Source organism: Sphingobium sp. SJ10-10 (genome assembly GCF_036038995.2).
In the GTDB taxonomy this organism is placed as follows: Bacteria; Pseudomonadota; Alphaproteobacteria; order Sphingomonadales; family Sphingomonadaceae; genus Sphingobium.
Genome location: NZ_CP158135.1, coordinates 69,452 through 84,359 on the forward strand (window position 1 = coordinate 69,452; position 14,908 = coordinate 84,359).

The 14,908-nt window shown below is 56.6% G+C and carries 17 protein-coding genes; 8 read left to right on the plus strand and 9 right to left on the minus strand.

All coding sequences use genetic code 11. From position 1 onward, the window contains the following. Window positions 1–62: 62 nt before the first annotated feature. Genes VVT58_RS22235 through VVT58_RS22245 form a run of 3 tightly spaced genes read right to left on the minus strand, consistent with a single transcriptional unit; the run spans window position 63 to window position 3,339 of the window. A complete protein-coding gene (locus tag VVT58_RS22235) occupies window positions 63–848 on the minus strand; it encodes an enoyl-CoA hydratase-related protein (RefSeq protein WP_066564496.1) in 786 nt (261 codons plus the stop codon). A gap of 54 nt (window positions 849–902) precedes the next feature. Further along, entirely contained in the window at window positions 903–2,522 is a 1,620-nt protein-coding gene (locus VVT58_RS22240; RefSeq protein WP_197672838.1) for an FAD-dependent monooxygenase, read from the minus strand. Window position 2,523: 1 nt separating this feature from the next. Continuing rightward, on the minus strand, window positions 2,524–3,339 hold the full coding sequence (locus VVT58_RS22245) for a fumarylacetoacetate hydrolase family protein (RefSeq protein ID WP_335339815.1): 816 nt from the start codon (window positions 3,337–3,339) through the stop codon (window positions 2,524–2,526). 238 nt (window positions 3,340–3,577) lie between these two features. On the opposite strand from VVT58_RS22245, the gene VVT58_RS22250 reads away from it, so the two are divergent. Beyond that, the gene (locus VVT58_RS22250) at window positions 3,578–4,711 is read left to right on the plus strand and encodes a CoA transferase (RefSeq protein ID WP_352000185.1); all 1,134 of its coding nucleotides are present in this window, start codon (window positions 3,578–3,580) and stop codon (window positions 4,709–4,711) included. Window positions 4,712–4,802: 91 nt separating this feature from the next. On the opposite strand, the gene VVT58_RS22255 is transcribed toward VVT58_RS22250, so the two are convergent. The 3 genes from VVT58_RS22255 to VVT58_RS22265 all read right to left on the minus strand — a co-directional run bounded on the left by VVT58_RS22255 (window position 4,803) and on the right by VVT58_RS22265 (window position 7,174). Continuing rightward, window positions 4,803–5,282, minus strand: a complete 480-nt coding sequence (locus VVT58_RS22255) for a nuclear transport factor 2 family protein (protein ID WP_145907824.1) — start codon at window positions 5,280–5,282, stop codon at window positions 4,803–4,805. Continuing rightward, window positions 5,266–6,021: an SDR family NAD(P)-dependent oxidoreductase gene (locus VVT58_RS22260; protein WP_237230229.1), complete on the minus strand. Its 756-nt coding sequence runs from the start codon at window positions 6,019–6,021 to the stop codon at window positions 5,266–5,268. The genes VVT58_RS22255 and VVT58_RS22260 overlap by 17 nt, the downstream gene beginning before the upstream one ends. Before the next feature lie 199 nt (window positions 6,022–6,220). Further along, window positions 6,221–7,174, minus strand: a complete 954-nt coding sequence (locus tag VVT58_RS22265) for an enoyl-CoA hydratase/isomerase family protein (protein WP_352000187.1) — start codon at window positions 7,172–7,174, stop codon at window positions 6,221–6,223. 342 nt (window positions 7,175–7,516) lie between these two features. Between VVT58_RS22265 and VVT58_RS22270 the strand changes: the two genes are divergently transcribed. The 3 genes from VVT58_RS22270 (at window position 7,517) to VVT58_RS22280 (ending at window position 10,313) form a co-directional block, all read left to right on the plus strand. Next, window positions 7,517–8,191: a TetR/AcrR family transcriptional regulator gene (locus tag VVT58_RS22270; protein WP_066564523.1), complete on the plus strand. Its 675-nt coding sequence runs from the start codon at window positions 7,517–7,519 to the stop codon at window positions 8,189–8,191. A 428-nt stretch (window positions 8,192–8,619) separates the two neighbouring features. Continuing rightward, entirely contained in the window at window positions 8,620–9,123 is a 504-nt protein-coding gene (locus tag VVT58_RS22275; protein WP_327753055.1) for a VOC family protein, read from the plus strand. 263 nt (window positions 9,124–9,386) lie between these two features. Next, complete coding sequence (locus VVT58_RS22280) at window positions 9,387–10,313, plus strand: 3-keto-5-aminohexanoate cleavage protein (RefSeq protein ID WP_066564526.1); 927 nt, start codon at window positions 9,387–9,389, stop codon at window positions 10,311–10,313. Window positions 10,314–10,568: 255 nt separating this feature from the next. Here the strand turns inward: VVT58_RS22280 and VVT58_RS22285 are convergent, their stop codons facing one another. Both VVT58_RS22285 and VVT58_RS22290 read right to left on the minus strand, forming a co-directional pair. Next, complete coding sequence (locus VVT58_RS22285; protein WP_237230231.1) at window positions 10,569–10,757, minus strand: hypothetical protein; 189 nt, start codon at window positions 10,755–10,757, stop codon at window positions 10,569–10,571. A gap of 42 nt (window positions 10,758–10,799) precedes the next feature. Further along, window positions 10,800–11,075 (minus strand): transposase, encoded by a 276-nt coding sequence (locus VVT58_RS22290; RefSeq protein WP_237230233.1) that lies wholly within the window; start codon window positions 11,073–11,075, stop codon window positions 10,800–10,802. Between VVT58_RS22290 and VVT58_RS22295 the strand changes: the two genes are divergently transcribed. From VVT58_RS22295 to VVT58_RS22305, 3 genes are all read left to right on the plus strand, one after another. After that, window positions 11,074–11,451: a hypothetical protein gene (locus VVT58_RS22295; RefSeq protein WP_237230234.1), complete on the plus strand. Its 378-nt coding sequence runs from the start codon at window positions 11,074–11,076 to the stop codon at window positions 11,449–11,451. The genes VVT58_RS22290 and VVT58_RS22295 overlap by 2 nt on opposite strands. A 188-nt stretch (window positions 11,452–11,639) precedes the next feature. Further along, window positions 11,640–11,891, plus strand: coding sequence for an SDR family oxidoreductase (locus VVT58_RS22300; protein WP_257721831.1), 252 nt, complete (start codon window positions 11,640–11,642; stop codon window positions 11,889–11,891). 35 nt (window positions 11,892–11,926) lie between these two features. Beyond that, complete coding sequence (locus VVT58_RS22305) at window positions 11,927–12,052, plus strand: SDR family oxidoreductase (RefSeq protein WP_158511800.1); 126 nt, start codon at window positions 11,927–11,929, stop codon at window positions 12,050–12,052. A 130-nt stretch (window positions 12,053–12,182) separates the two neighbouring features. Here the strand turns inward: VVT58_RS22305 and VVT58_RS22310 are convergent, their stop codons facing one another. Next, complete coding sequence (locus VVT58_RS22310; RefSeq protein WP_327753057.1) at window positions 12,183–13,157, minus strand: fumarylacetoacetate hydrolase family protein; 975 nt, start codon at window positions 13,155–13,157, stop codon at window positions 12,183–12,185. A 416-nt stretch (window positions 13,158–13,573) separates the two neighbouring features. Between VVT58_RS22310 and VVT58_RS22315 the strand changes: the two genes are divergently transcribed. Then, on the plus strand, window positions 13,574–14,869 hold the full coding sequence (locus tag VVT58_RS22315; protein WP_066564532.1) for an aromatic ring-hydroxylating dioxygenase subunit alpha: 1,296 nt from the start codon (window positions 13,574–13,576) through the stop codon (window positions 14,867–14,869). Window positions 14,870–14,908: the final 39 nt, after the last annotated feature.

The window sequence follows — 14,908 nt, forward strand, 5'->3', positions numbered from 1 at the left end:
TCATGCAGGCGGCCCAAAGCCACCGTACAACAACAAATCCGCTTCCCAACATGCGCCTGACGCTATGATCTTGCCGCGAATGCCTCGACTGCGGCATGATATTCGGACGATTCATGGGACATGGCCTGGAAGGCCGCAGCCAGCTCAAGGATGGTCGGGAGTTCAGCCATCCGGCTCTCTTTCAGAAGACGCTTGGCGAAACGCACGGCTTGAGGCGGATTGGCGGCCACCCGTTCGGCAAGCAGCCTTGCCTCGGCCATCAGGTCGCCGTCGGGCACGACCTGCGAAATCAATCCGATGGCGGCCGCCTTGTCCGCAGTGATGGCCTCGCCGGTCGCGATCATTTCGACGGCATGCGCGTAATCCACGACCCTCGGCAAAATCCAGGTTCCGCCGTCGCCGGGAATGAGACCCAGTTTAACGAAACTGGAAGCAAAACGGGCGCTAACCGCACCGATGCGCATGTCGCAATAGGCGGCAATGCCGCATCCCAGGCCGATCGCCGGACCATTCACGGCGGCGATCGTTATCAGTTCGGCGTCCATGAGCGCCAGCGGAATACGCTGAACACCCCGCTTGTAGTTGCCGCGCGTGGCGGCGGACGAGTCGAGCGGTCCGATCCCATATCGTTCCTTCATAGCTTTCAGGTCGCCGCCCGCGCAGAAAGCCGATCCGGCACCGGTCAGTATCAGGACCGAGACCTCCGCATTGTGCGCCGCTAACTCGATCGCCGTGACCAGATCATCACAGTCCTGGTGCGTCGCGATCGCATTGCGGGTCTCGGGACGCGACAGTGTAACGGTCGCGATCCGTCCATCGATCTCCAGCTTGGCAAAATTCCCCATCATTCACACTTTCTCGTTCAGGCTTTCACCTTAGTGCCACAACATTGTCGGTCCTGGTCAGCGACCGGTCACTTGCTCCAGGATCGATTTGGCATCATCGGGTATGACATCGCCGCGCCAAGCTACATGGTGATCCGGCCTTACCAGGACGAACCGCTTTTCCAGCATCCGAATGGCCGACTCTTGCGTTACCATGAGGGTGCTGAGCGGCACCGCCAATCCTTCTGCGGCTGCCACGAAAGGCGCTGGGTCGCCGCCATCGGAGACGAGCAGGGTCAGTTCGAGGCCCAGGTCATCGTAAAGAGGATGCCCCTCGCCCAGATATATCAGGGGCAGGCGCGACCCCGGCCAGGTCGTTGGCGTGCAGCGCACAGGATCGAACAAGGGGGCGACACCCATTTCCGGGACGATCACTGGAGAGTTGGCATAACGATAGCCATGCTCGATCCCCCAACTTTCATTCTCGGCATTGCCGAGCGCCTTGATCGCCGCTCCCAGATTATCCCGCGTTCCCGCGCCATCCGGACTGTCGAGACCGCCTTCCTGGTTGGCTTCAGCCTTTAGGATTAAATCCCTAATCTTCACGCGTACCTCGGCATGGCGCCGGGTCGCCGCGCGGTTCTGGATCGCGATCTGTTGCCTCTCCGTTTCATAGCTTGGCAACAGCGCGGGCCCGCCCCAGCCATTCACCATCGCCGCCAGCTTCCAACCCAGATCGAACGCATCGCCGATGCCTGTGTTCATGCCATAGCCGCCGGTCGGAATGACCTGATGCGCGGCATCGCCCGCGAGTATGACGCGATCAACGATATAGCGTTCGGCGATTATCTGATGCGCCGACCAAGGATTTGCGAGCACTATCTCGAAATCGAAATCCTGCCCGACCCACTGCCGCAGCTTTTTTGCTGGGTCCAGGCTGCTCTCATCGGTTCCCGGCGGCAGGGGCATTTGCACGGTCCAGGTTTCGACCCCGTCCTGGATGATCAACGATCCAGACACCGTTTGAAAATGATATGCCGCTCCGAATCGCGCGATCACGGCGTGATCGCGGGACTTGAAGTGGATCATGTACATGCGGATGACGGCGGGCTGGCCTTCGGATTCCACGCCGATGCGGCGACGCACCGTGCTGCCGCCGCCGTCACATCCCGCCAGATACTGGGATCGCAGCGCCACGGTTTCACCCGACTTGGAGCGAACGGTAGCGGTAACGCCATCCTCGTCCTGCTCCAGTCCTTCGAGCGCCCAGCCGAAACGGACATCGATCAGGGGATTTTCGTCGATCGCCTTTTTAAGAACCGGCTCGAGAATGACCTGCGAAACGCGCATGCTGGGTTCGGCCGTATCGGTGCCGTCATCGGTCGCAATCGCGGTAGCGCGCTTCTCATCGGGCGTAGGATAGGCAAAGCGATGGAGGACATGACCGCTAAGGCTGGTCGCCCAGACGACATCGAGCGGCTGGTCCGGCGGAACGCCGACAGCCCGAAGCTTATCCACGATACCAAGTGTCCGAAAGAGCTCCATGCTACGTCCGTTGGTCAGGTCCATCTTGGGATAGGTGGTCGTATTTTCGTTGCGCTCGACGATTATCGACTGCACGCCATGATGCGCCAGCACGAGGGCAAGCGTCATGCCGACGGGCCCGCCGCCGGCAATCAAAACTGGGGCGTCTATCATGTTACTCCTCACCTGTCGGACGTTCGTTGACTACGATATTCTCAATGGCGCCAATGGACTGGATTTCGACCTTAACCGTGTCGCCTTCGCGCAGGAAGCTGGGCGGCTTCATGGCGGCCCCCACACCGCCAGGCGTTCCGGTGTAGATGACATCGCCCGGTTCGAGCGTCATCGCCTTGCTGAGATGTTCGATCTGCGCCCAGCAGTCGAAGATCATGTTGCGCGTATTAGAATTCTGCCGGAGTTGCCCGTTGACATGGCTTTTGATGTCCAGTTCATGCGGATCGATATCCGTGGCGAGCACGATCCACGGTCCAAATGGTGCGTGTGTGTCGAATGATTTGCCGATGGTGTGCTGGCCACCCATGCGCTGCCAGTCGCGCACGCTGACATCATTTCCCACGCAGTAACCGAATACCACGCCAGCCGCCGCCTCGCGCGACACATGCCGGCATCGCTGCCCGATGATCATTACCAGTTCGGCTTCATAGTCGATTTCTTCAGAAACCATTGGCCGCTCGATCGGGTCAAACGGACCTGCGACAGCTGTCGCAGGTTTGGCGAACCAGATTTGATGCGCGGGAGGCGCCATGCGCGCCTCATCGATATGGGTCGCATAATTCATGCCTATCCCGCAGATCTTGCCGGGACGCTCAATGGGCGCATGCAGCCGGCATTGCTCCAGGCGGCAATCGTTCTCACCGCGGACCGCCTCCACCAAAGGCGCATAGGTCGGCCAATTCGCAATGAGATCAATCATATCCGAAATCTGCGGAACCCGATGCGTCAGAGATGTCACCGCATCCCCATCGACCACGCCTAACTGTATGGGACCATTCCCCACAGAGAACCGTGCAAGCCTCATTCCACCCCTCCCGAGCTCATGTGAACCCTGTTTGAATGAGCAGTAAATCATCAAGCACAACATTTCAATGCCTATAAATTGCTTGCATGTAACCATTTTCGTCGCAATTATACTGATTTACTGATCAATAAAGTTCCACGCTTGAGCTTAAGATAGAGGAGCCGGGATGTTACCCCTTAGCGGAATTCGCGTGATCGAGTTGGGCGCAGTAGTTCTCGGCCCTTATGCAGCCCAGTGGCTTGGCGATCTGGGCGCGGAAGTCATCAAGGTGGAAGCGCCGACCGGCGATTCCACACGCCGGACCGGGCCGACGGCGGAGTTCGGCATGGCATCCCTGTTCCTTGGCCTGAATCGCAACAAACGCAGCATTGTCCTGGACCTCAAGACCAAGGCTGGAAAGGAGGCTCTTTTACGGCTTGTCGATACCGCCGACGTGCTTTTGCATAACAACAGGCCGCACAAGATGAAGGCGCTTGGCCTAGACAGCGAGACGCTAATCGCACACAATCCGCGCCTTATATATGCGTGCCTCCATGGCTTTGCAGAAAATGGCCCCTACGGAGGCCGCCCTGCCTATGATGACGTGATACAGGGTATGTGCGGACTGGCTGACCTTATGGGGCAGCAAACGGGAACGCCACGATATCTACCGACCGTGGCCGCCGACAAGACATCAGGCCTGGTCGGGGCAATCGGCATTCTTGGCTTGCTGGTCCGGCGCGAACGAACCGGCCTGGGAGGGTATGTCGAGGTGCCCATGTTCGAGACGATGGTGGCCTTCACGGCGGTGGAGCATCTTTACGGGCTGAGCTTTGATCCTCCACTCGGCCAAGGCGCCTATCCACGCGTCATGGTCGCTGAACGTGGCCCGTTTACCACGAAGGACGGTCATATTTGTGTGATGCCCTATACCGACAAGCACTGGCAGGACATGTTCAAAGAATGCGGTCGTCCAGACCTGGCCGCTGAACCGCGCTTTCAGGGGATCACATCGAGGACGCAGTACATCACCGAAATTTACGGCGAACTGGCTCACCAACTGACGTCCAGAACGACCGCAGAATGGCTTTCCACTTTGCTGCGACTGGAAATTCCATGTGCACCGGTGCAATCGATCGACGATCTGGTGACCGATCCGCATCTGGAGCAAACCGATTTCTTCGCCATCCTGGACAATGAAACCGGTCCAGGCAAAACGCGCTACGCTGGCGTTCCGATCCTGTTCGATGGCAATCGCCCGCCCATCGCCCGTCCGCCGCGTCTGGGCGAACATACGGAGGAAATTTTAACTTCGCTCCTGTTCGAAAATGCCAAGATCGAATAACGGGTGCAATGAACGATCTGGAAGCGGCTGCGCGGGGCCGTGCATTTTGGGAGATGCCGAAATATTCAGCCGCCGGTAAAGCCTTATGTGGCTATTTGATGATGCAGGCGTGGAAGCTCGCCTGTTTCCATGCACCGTCTTCCTTCACCCACACCTGGGTCGCCATCGCGTTCATGACATGCTCCGCGCCGGTTCGCACAATGCGGATGGTCTGCTGGAGGCCGCCCGTCATGACGGCCGCTTCCCCATAGATGCGAATGTTCAGATCGCGCCGTTCGACTTTCAGGAAGTCGATGGCCGCCTCCACGCCCTGCAGATAACCTGTCCGTCCATCGATAGTGCCGATTGCATGGATGTGAACCAGATCTTCCCGGATCAACTGATTAATCGCCGACATGTCTCGCTCGACTAGCGCGCGACAGCGCCGCTGTTCGCACGCCGCCACTTCTTCAATGGCTTCCGACATTGCCACGTCCATCACCACTCCACTGATATTATCCAGGCTCATTTGATCGGCGCGCTGATTTCGTGACAACGCTCCGCAAAATGAATACTCAACGTCTTCCGCCACAAACCTCCGTGTCGGTCCCGGTAATCATTGCGGCGCCATCGCTGCTCAGGAAAAGTACGGTCGCAGCAATCTCCTCCGGCATCACGGCACGCGTAATGATGTGCAACTCCCTTGCGATGGCGACCTGTTCGTCCTGAGACAGCATCTCGTTCACCATCTTGGTAGCCGTCAGACCGGGCGAGATGCTGTTCACGCGGATGCCTTCATTGGCATAGGCACAGCTTGCATAATGGCTCAGGTGAACCACGCCCGCCTTTGCCGCCGAATAAGCCGGCGAAGCAGCTGGCGTAAAAAACTTGCCCGACGTCGACGCGGTATTGACGATGGTCCCGCCGCCCGCCGAACGCATGCCAGGAATTTCATGCTTCATGCACAGGAATGTCGACGTCAGCGACATCGAAAGCGTCCAGTTCCAATCCTCGAGCGACATATTTTCAACCGAACCGTTTCGCGGCATGCCGACATTGTTGAAGGCATGGCGGATTGGCCCGAAGGCGGTGGTCGCGCCGGCTATCATGGCCATGATCGAATTTTCGTCGGCCGCATCAAAGCGGAAGAACCGCGCCTTGCTGCCAAGGCTTTCGATCTCCTCTACTACGGACTGCCCCTGCTCCTCGTCGATGTCGGCCAGGCTGATCAACCCGCCCTCGCCGGCAAAAGCCAGCGCCGCAGCACGACCTATCCCCGATGCGCCGCCTGTCACGAGAATGGATCTGTCGGTAAAACGCTGAATCGTCATAATCCAATCCCCCGCCGCGCATATCGGAGACCGAGGCGTTCTGCGTTGCGCGATCCTGTTAAATAACCGATGTGCCAACCGTTCATGAGGACGATGCTGGCTAATTTCGCTTGAGCATTTTGCGTCAGCCGATAGAAAGGCTCCGCTGCTTTCGCTAGAATATAAGGGGCGACAGAATCGCTCCTGTCACCCCTTCCGTTTATTCGGGGCGCGGCTGCTGCGGCCGTGCCGTCAGCGGGCGCAGCTGATCAAAATCGGGATTGCCGATGTGCGAGCCGTTCCATTTGATCCATCCACGATCGATGTGCGCCAAGCCTTCGAAGGCCATGCCGTAACCAACGCCGATCTTATCAACGATAAGGTGCTTCCAACGGTCCACCAGGCAGAGGCGCGTGTAGCGAAGCGTCAGTTCCGAATAGGTCGCCATCTGATGCGCCAGCTCCATAGCACGCGGCATTAGTTCGTCATGCGGCAGGACCTCGTTCACGAAGCCCAGGCGCTGCGCCTCATAAGCGTCGATACGCTGGCCGGTCAGGAGAAAGTAATTGCCCCGCGTCACGCCCAGCAATTCCTGGAACACAATCTGGACACCGTCGCCGATCACCTCGCCAACAGCGAAATGCCCTTCATCGGCAAAGTGCGCCTTTTCCGAGGCGATCACGATGTCGCCCAGGACAGCCAGTTCAGCATGGATCGTGGCGGGACCATTCACCGCGCAAATGACCGGCATTTCGATTTCCAGCAGGCGACGGAACATCAGCTTCTCGCCCCAGGCCGAAAAGTCGAATTCGCGCGGACGGCCGAGCGGGTGGTCCCAGCTGCTATGCTCGTTCATAAATACATCGCCGGTCGCGGTGAGCACGATCACGCGATTGTCGCGGTCCATTCCGATGTCGGTGAATGCGGGAGCCCATTCGGTGTGATGGTCCGCCGAATACATTACCGGACCATTGTCGCTGTGCAACCGAACCACCAGAACGCCATCATCGAAGCGCTCAAAAGCGATCGTCTTATATTTATCAAAATATGCTGGTCGTTTCGTCACGTCATCCTCCGTTGATAATAGAAATACATCTGGCGTTGAATAAAACGCCAAATTTTTACTTTCTCGCGCGCGAACCTTGAGAGTGTCCATAACGAACGCGACAAACAATTTGAATTTCGATAGATGAAATCAGCCAGTTTTTAGCCAGGTCGATATAGCGGGCTGCACACCATGGTGTGTTCGAACATCACCATCAAACGCCAAGTGCAAGCACGGATCCATTGTCCACTCCTCAACCTTCGAGAGGTTCTTATTGATCTAAAGGTCAGTAGATGCGTCTTCCAATGATGTCAATAGCACGAGCAGATGAGTGCTTTGCGCGCAATTCAGGCTAGATTGGCCGCCTAAGCTGGGGCACATGACAATCCCATCGCCGCCCTCGCCGCGAATTTCGAAAGCAGCGGCCGCGCGACGTACAGTTTCTTGCGCAGTCGAATAAGGGAATGTTGAATGAGTGATCCAGACGGCGGGAAAGCCACCGATGCTCCGGCATCGAAGCCAATCACTAGCGCGCCCAAACAGCGCCGCCGCCAACCCGAGGATGTCAAAGCTCGCATTCTGGAGGCGGCACTGAACGCTTTTGCGAATTTTGGTTATGAGGGGACCTCAACCCGATCGGTCGCGATGGAGGCAAATGTATCGCTATCCCTGCTACTCTATCATTTTGGATCGAAGGATGCCCTCTGGATCGCCGTAGTGGAGAATTTGTTTCTTCATACCCAAGGTTCGAAATTGCTGCATAACCGGCCGAAAGGCTCGACTGCCGCGGAGCATTTGCGTGCGGTGGTCCACGCCTATGTCGAACGATTCGCAAAGATCCCCGCCTTGCACCGGCTGATGACGCTGGAAGGACACCGCATATCCCAAAGACTGGTTTGGCTTTGCGAAAACTACATCAAGGAAGATTTCCAACTCCTCTGCGAGCTGATCGCCGAGGGGCAAAGGGAGGGAAGCGTTCACGCCGGCGACCCAGGGCGCTTGCGATACGCCATTATTGCCCTGGCGACCGTCCCATCAGCAGTGGCGGGTGAGTATGAGTATCTTACCGGCAAGAATCCCGTCAGCCCGATAGAAATCCAGTCATCAGTCGATTTCATAAATCGATTGGTTTTCAAGAGCGGCTGAAAGCGCCAGGAACCAGCCGGACAAGCTGATCGGACGACCAGCTCATATCGGCAGAGTCTCGCCTTGACCGACCTCTGCTCACCCGGATAGCGGAAGCGTCGTTGCGCGCCCTTAGCTCAGCGTCAGTCGTCCAGAAGATCCGATTCGCGACGCCAGCAAAGGTCTTGCCGGCGCCTTCTCTCGTCGGGCACGCGCCGTTTAGGCCGGCCAGAACGACGTTTTTGCGTGAAGCCCATCGGCCGGAAAACCTATTGACTTAGTGAAGTCGCTCCCACATTACTGATCAATATGTAAGTTAAAGATTTGGGGTCGGCCTGATTATGGCTGCAGTCGCGGCATGAGTCCGACACCGAGGCTTGCCATATTAACGTAACAGAAAACAGGATTTTGAAATGAACCATTCCGAAAATGCGCTTGATCAGTCGCCTGTGGAACGACCGGCCTATTTCGCCCATTTCGTGGTGCGTACATCCCAATATGCCGAGATGGTCCGTTGGTATAGCATCTTCCTGAACGCCGACCTGGTCTACAATGACGAAAAACTGACTTTTCTCACCTTCGACGAGGAGCATCACCGACTGGCGATCGTGAACAAGCCCGGCTTGGTTCCGATGACGAACGAGCACGCCGGCATCGACCATGTCGCCTACAGCTATTCGTCTTTCGAAGGTCTGTTCAGACAATATGAATGGCTGAAGAAGCATGATATCCTGCCGCATATTTCCATAAATCACGGCCCGACCACGTCCTTGTACTATAAGGATCCCGATGGCAATCAGGTTGAGAATCAGGTTAATAACTGGCCAGATGCGGCGCGTCCAAAGGCCTATTTCAAGACCGAGGCCTTTGCGCAGAATCCGCTAGGAGAATTTTTCGATCCTGATGCCATGAGCGCCAAAATTCTGGCCGGCAGCGATGTGACGGCCGCGTAGAATAGAAGGCGTCGGCTTTATCGGAGCGGCATCGGTCGTTGCAGGTGCATGTCGGTAGTTACTTGGTGCGTCAGCGATGACGATTATGCCATAAATCGATCCTGGATGCTGCTTTTACAAGGTATGCTCATCGCTGAGACTGTTGCGTTGGGACACCGCATAGAACCGCCGACGGGCGCCAAAAAACTTTGGCGGAGAAGACACTTATAACTTTGCACGTTGCTGGAACTAGCGCATCGCTGCGCCTGACCTAGGGATAGTCTATGAAAAAAAAGGTGATAATCAGTTGCGCCATAACCGGGTCGATCCATACGCCCTCCATGTCGCCATATTTGCCGATCACAGCCCAGGAGATTGCCTCATCGGCGCTGGAAGCTGCCGCCGCGGGCGCGGCGATCGTGCATCTGCATGCGCGCAACCCAGAAGATGGAAGACCTGATCAAACGCCCGAAGCGTTTGAACCGTTTCTGAGAATCATCAAACAAGCATCCGATGTCGTCATCAATATCACGACGGGGGGATCACCATACATGCCGGTCGAGGAACGCCTCAAACCGGCAGCGATGTGGGAACCTGAAGTCGCGAGCATCAACATGGGATCGATGAATTTCGGCCTTTTCCCAATGCTTAAACGGTACAAGGACTTCAAATTCGAATGGGAAGGCGCGATGCTGGAAGGAAGCCATGATCTGGTGTTCCGCAACAGCTTCAAAGATATTCGATACGCCCTCGACACGCTCAACGGCACGGGTGCTCGGTATGAATTCGAGTGCTACGATACTAGCCATCTTCATAACCTAAACTATTTTTTCCAGGAGGGCCTGGTGGAAGCCCCCCTTTTCATTCAGACCTGCTTTGGCCTGCTGGGGGGAATTGGCGCGCATCCCGAAGAAGTCCTCCATATGAAGCGAACGGCCGATCGCCTATTCGGCGACAATTACCATTGGTCCGTGCTGGCGGCTGGCAGACATCAGATGACCGTAGCAGCGCAAGCGGCCGCCATGGGCGGCCATGTGCGGGTTGGTCTAGAAGACAGCCTCTGGCTTGGCCGGAGCGAACTGGCCGAAAGCAACGCGGAACAGGTGGTGCGCGTGAGACAAATCATAGAGGGGCTGGGACTGGAAGTCGCAACCCCGGCGGAAGCCCGATCGATACTCGCGTTGAAAGGTGACGACAAGGTCGCGTTCTAGGGTCAGGATCTGTAATTGCAGTTGCTAGGCGGTGCCGATCCCTTGAAGGTTTCATGGATCTGTCCGCACTGGCCGAGGCGAGGCCTGGTCGTGCTTTATCGTGTCTCACAGAGGCGAACGTTGCATTGACTCGATGCGAGCTTTGCAGCCCATCTGACTACCTTCGCAGATCGTTCGTCTCTGCGTTCCCTCTCGGGGCACCGCCCTCGGATCAGCTTTGACGCTTCACCGCTGGCAGACCGCTTTTACTGCATCTCACGCCTGGAACAAAGTGCCATCGCGCAACATGGCGTGCATGATGACCGCGAGGCGCCGAGCTAGGGCGACACGGGCCTTCTTCAGGCCGCGCCGCTTGGCGATCTTCGTGGCCCACGTCTTGAGTGCGAAGTTTTCCCGGCTTCGGGTCAGGATCGAGTTGGCAGCTTCATACAACAACTTGCGCACGGTCCCGTCGCCTTGTTTGGTGATCCTGCCGGTCCAGTCGAGTTAGCCTGATTGATGGCGTCTGGGAACCAGGCCGAAGTAGGCGCTGGCATTGCGCGATTGTCGGAAGCGGCTCGCCTCGTCGACTGCAGCTGCAAAGGCAGCCGATGTCTGCACGCCGACGCCTGGAATGGTCATGAGGATTTCACAGGCTTGTGACTGACTGGCGATAACGCGCAACCGCCGATCCATTTCCTTGATCTGCTCCATCAACTCGGCACGCACCGACAACAAGGAGGCGATGGCTTCACCCAGACCAGGAATGTGGGCGGCCTGCATGATCCGTTCGAGGAATGCCCCCAATCGCATCAACGACACCTTCTTCAACAGGCCACAGGAGTATGCGCCGCGCTTCGTTGAAAAACCTGATGGAGGGATCGATCCTCGTCCCTGGTGTCAGGGCTTCTATGCGGCCATGAATCTGAACCTGCGCGACTGGAAGCCCATGCTCAATCGCGGCGATATCCATCACGGTCTGCTGCTGCCGATCCTGATCTACTGCGTCGACAAGAAGGGGCAGCCGGTGCTCGGCAAGCCTCGCATGGGGGCAGATACCGCGCACTTCCTTGCCAATGAGGCTTATCTCGACATCGCGCTCGTCGTTCCTGCCATCAAGGAACTGTTCGACCCCACGCGCTACACGACCACAGAATAACCGCGACCGTCAACGTGGGACGCTCGCACCGCTAACGATCGATCCCAGTTGCGGCAAAGCCATCGCCGAACGATGTGTCTCGACCTTTGGAAAAATCGATTACCTGGTGAACTCCGCCGGCGTGATCGCCACTTACGCGACGCTGGATCTGCTTCCCGCCGAAAAATTTCAACGCGTCACCGACATAAATTTCAGGATGCTTTCACGTCATGGCGCCGGTAATCGCGCAGATGAAGCAACAAGGCTGGGGATCAATTGTCAATTTGTCGTCCACGGCTGGAATTAAACCGTTTCCCTCATCGGCCGCCTACAGCGCAAGCAAGGCAGCAGTCAAGGCGTTGTCGGTTTCAGCCGCAATCGAGGTCGCGCCATTTGGCGTTAGGATCAACGTCGTCTGCCCCGGGATCACGGATACGCCATTGTTCCGGACGGCCGCCTAGGCTTCAGGAAATGCGATTGCACGGCACGCGGAAAGGTGCCGCTGCGCAGGATAGCGTCACCGAATGATATTGCGGCCGCGGTCGTGTGGCTGCTCAGCGACGAGGCAGATTATGTGACCGGTATTTCGATGCCGGTCGATGGGGGCCTGGCGATCGTCTAGGTGTTCGGTCCAGCATGTGATGGCAAATTGTTATCGTCAAAGCAGTTAGCGATCAAATTGCGATCTGGTCTCACGCACGGCATATGACACAGGCCAATCCAGACACGCGCTCTCGCATCCCAGCAAGAGGCTATGGCTGATTGGGAGCGCTGTTGACCCGTATCTGGTTACGAAGAACGCCAATGCCTTCAATTTCAAGTTCAATTACGTCACCGTCTTGAAGATAACGCTCCAGTTCCAGCCCGCTTCCGCCGCCTACGGTGCCAGAGCCAAACACTTCACCGGCATATAATGTCTCTTCCTGACTGATCAGGCTCAGCGCATCTTCAAATGTCCACGTCATAGTGCTGCTATGGCCGCGCGATCTGACTTCGCCATTCACGCGGACCGTCATTGCACAGTCATAGGGATCGAATGCGTCCGCGGTGACGATGCATGGTCCAAGAGCATTTGACCTATCGAAATCTTTCGATTTCAAAGGCCCCAGGCCAGCTCGCCCATCTACAGCCTGCGTATCCCTCGCGGTGAAATCGTTGAATATCGTATAGCCGAATATTCTATCCTTCACCTCTGCAGGGGTCATATTCTTCCCAGATCGCCAAAGTATCGCTGCCATTTCCAACTCGTAATCGATCACTTTCGAATATTTCGGCCAGAACACATCTTCTTCGGTACCGATCACGGCAAAGCGATTGCTTTTGCAGTATAGCGGTTGCGTCCCCAGTATCTCGATCATCGCTGCGTGACGGTGGCTTATCGCGGCGGCGCCGCTCTGCCGTCGGATGGATTCCGCGCATCCGATCATATGGTCTTTAAAGCACATGCAGTCGCGTAACTGCTCAGGGCGCGGCAAAGGCGACAAGAGACGTATATCCCGACCAACCGTGAGCCTGCATCCTGGATCATTGGAAAGCACCAAAGCTCGAACCCGCTCCAAGCCGGCTGGCCCGCTTTCGATCAATGACTGCATGGATTGCAACGCTGGATCCAGCGTTCCGCCAACAACGCAGTGAGCGCCTTGCACATTCAGCACATGGCCGTCGTCAAGCAGGGCACCTAGCCGTTCCTCATGCTTATGCGATCGGGAATATGTGACAAGTTTCATCGCAACCTTTCCTCCTTGGCACCGCAGGCGCTTGAACAACGCCGCATCGCTGTGCCCCTAACCAGCGCTCAGAATTCTGACTGGGGCGACATCACCGCCGCTGCGAACGGTCGTCTTCAGATTCGTGCGAACCGATAAACCCTGATCAAAAGAGAAGCAACATTCCCTCTGACATATGACCCGCGCGGGGCTATGCCGCGCTGCCCCATAATCGGGTGCCCGTGAGCAAAGTTCCGATATTTCCTATACTAAACGTTCGATATCCATAACCGAGGAACTCGGAACTGCCCCGACTTTGGCAGGCTCTACGCCTCCGAACATTGATCTGTTGACAGTCTGCCGTGCTAGCTTTACTTATCAGTTGAACAGCAAAAGAGGCGTGCCGCAGAGCAGCGCCGAAGTGTGAGGATCGATCGATGGAAGTCAAGGAAATGTCACGCCGGATCGTGGTGGATTCCGATATCGAGGCCCTGCCCCGGATCCAGCGGATGTGGGAACTGGCTGACGAAAATAACAAGAGCAAGCAGCATCCTGCGGACTTCCCGGCGATGGCCGAAATTCCGGTGGGCCGGTATACACGCCAGGATTTCTTCGAGATCGAGAATACCGCGATCTGGAAGCAAAGCTGGCTGCTCGCTGGCTTTGTCGATGAATTTGCCAAGCCCGGTAGCTTCAAAACGACCACCATCGCAGACGTTCCCGTGGTGCTCGTCCGCGATGACAAGGGCGCCATCAACGCCTTTTACAACGTATGCCAGCATCGGGGGTCAAAGCTCATCAAGGCGGCCGGTGGCGTTCAGCCCAATTTGACCTGCGGCTATCATTGCTGGACCTATAATCTTCAGGGCGAACTCAAATTTGTACCGGATGAGCATGATTTCCCCGGACTGGACAAAGGCGGGAAATCGCTCCGCAGCATTCGCTGCGAGAAGTTTGGAGCAATCATCTTCATAAATTTCGATGAGGATGCAGCGCCGCTCCAGGATTTCCTCGGTGTTTTGGGAAGCGCGATCGGCGACGTACCGATGGATCGCGTGCGACTTTACAAGTCTGTAAGTCGTGAACTGCCGGTCAACTGGAAAGCCGTTCTCGATAACTTCGCCGAGAACTATCATGTGAAATTCGTTCACACGCACACTCTTCATCCGCTCGTCGATTCTAAGGTGGCAGCCCGTCAGTGCCTGTCCAACGGGCATTCCGCGCTGACTATCAAACCGCGGACTGCGTCGGCGATCGGATCTGTGGTGAAGTCCGATGGGCTCGCGCCAGCAGACTCGAGCGGCATGAAGGAAGTCACGAGCATCTCGCAACGTGCCTATACTCTTTTCCCCAATGTCAGCATCACCGTGACTGAATCCCTGCTCTTCGTGCTTTCGATCTGGCCGGTTTCGGTCAACCAGACGCGCGCCGATGGGTATTTTCTCAGTATCAGCAGGACCGGCGAGGATCCCGAAGCCACCGCCAAAGCAGCCGCGGAGGCAGGTGAGGCAGGCGTCCAGTTCTTTAGCGCGGTCATGCAGCAGGATCTGGATGCGATGGAACAAATGCAAGAAGCGATGTCGAGCGGTGGCATCGAGAAAATACGCCTAGGTTACAAAGAACAGCAGATTTATAATTACAATCTCGAGTTCGATAGATTGATTGGTAAAAATAATATTCCGGATGGCCTGGAAGTCGAAGACGTCGGCCTACCGATCATCGTTACCGCCTAGCTATTTTCATAAAAAATACTTGAAACGCCACGCACAGAT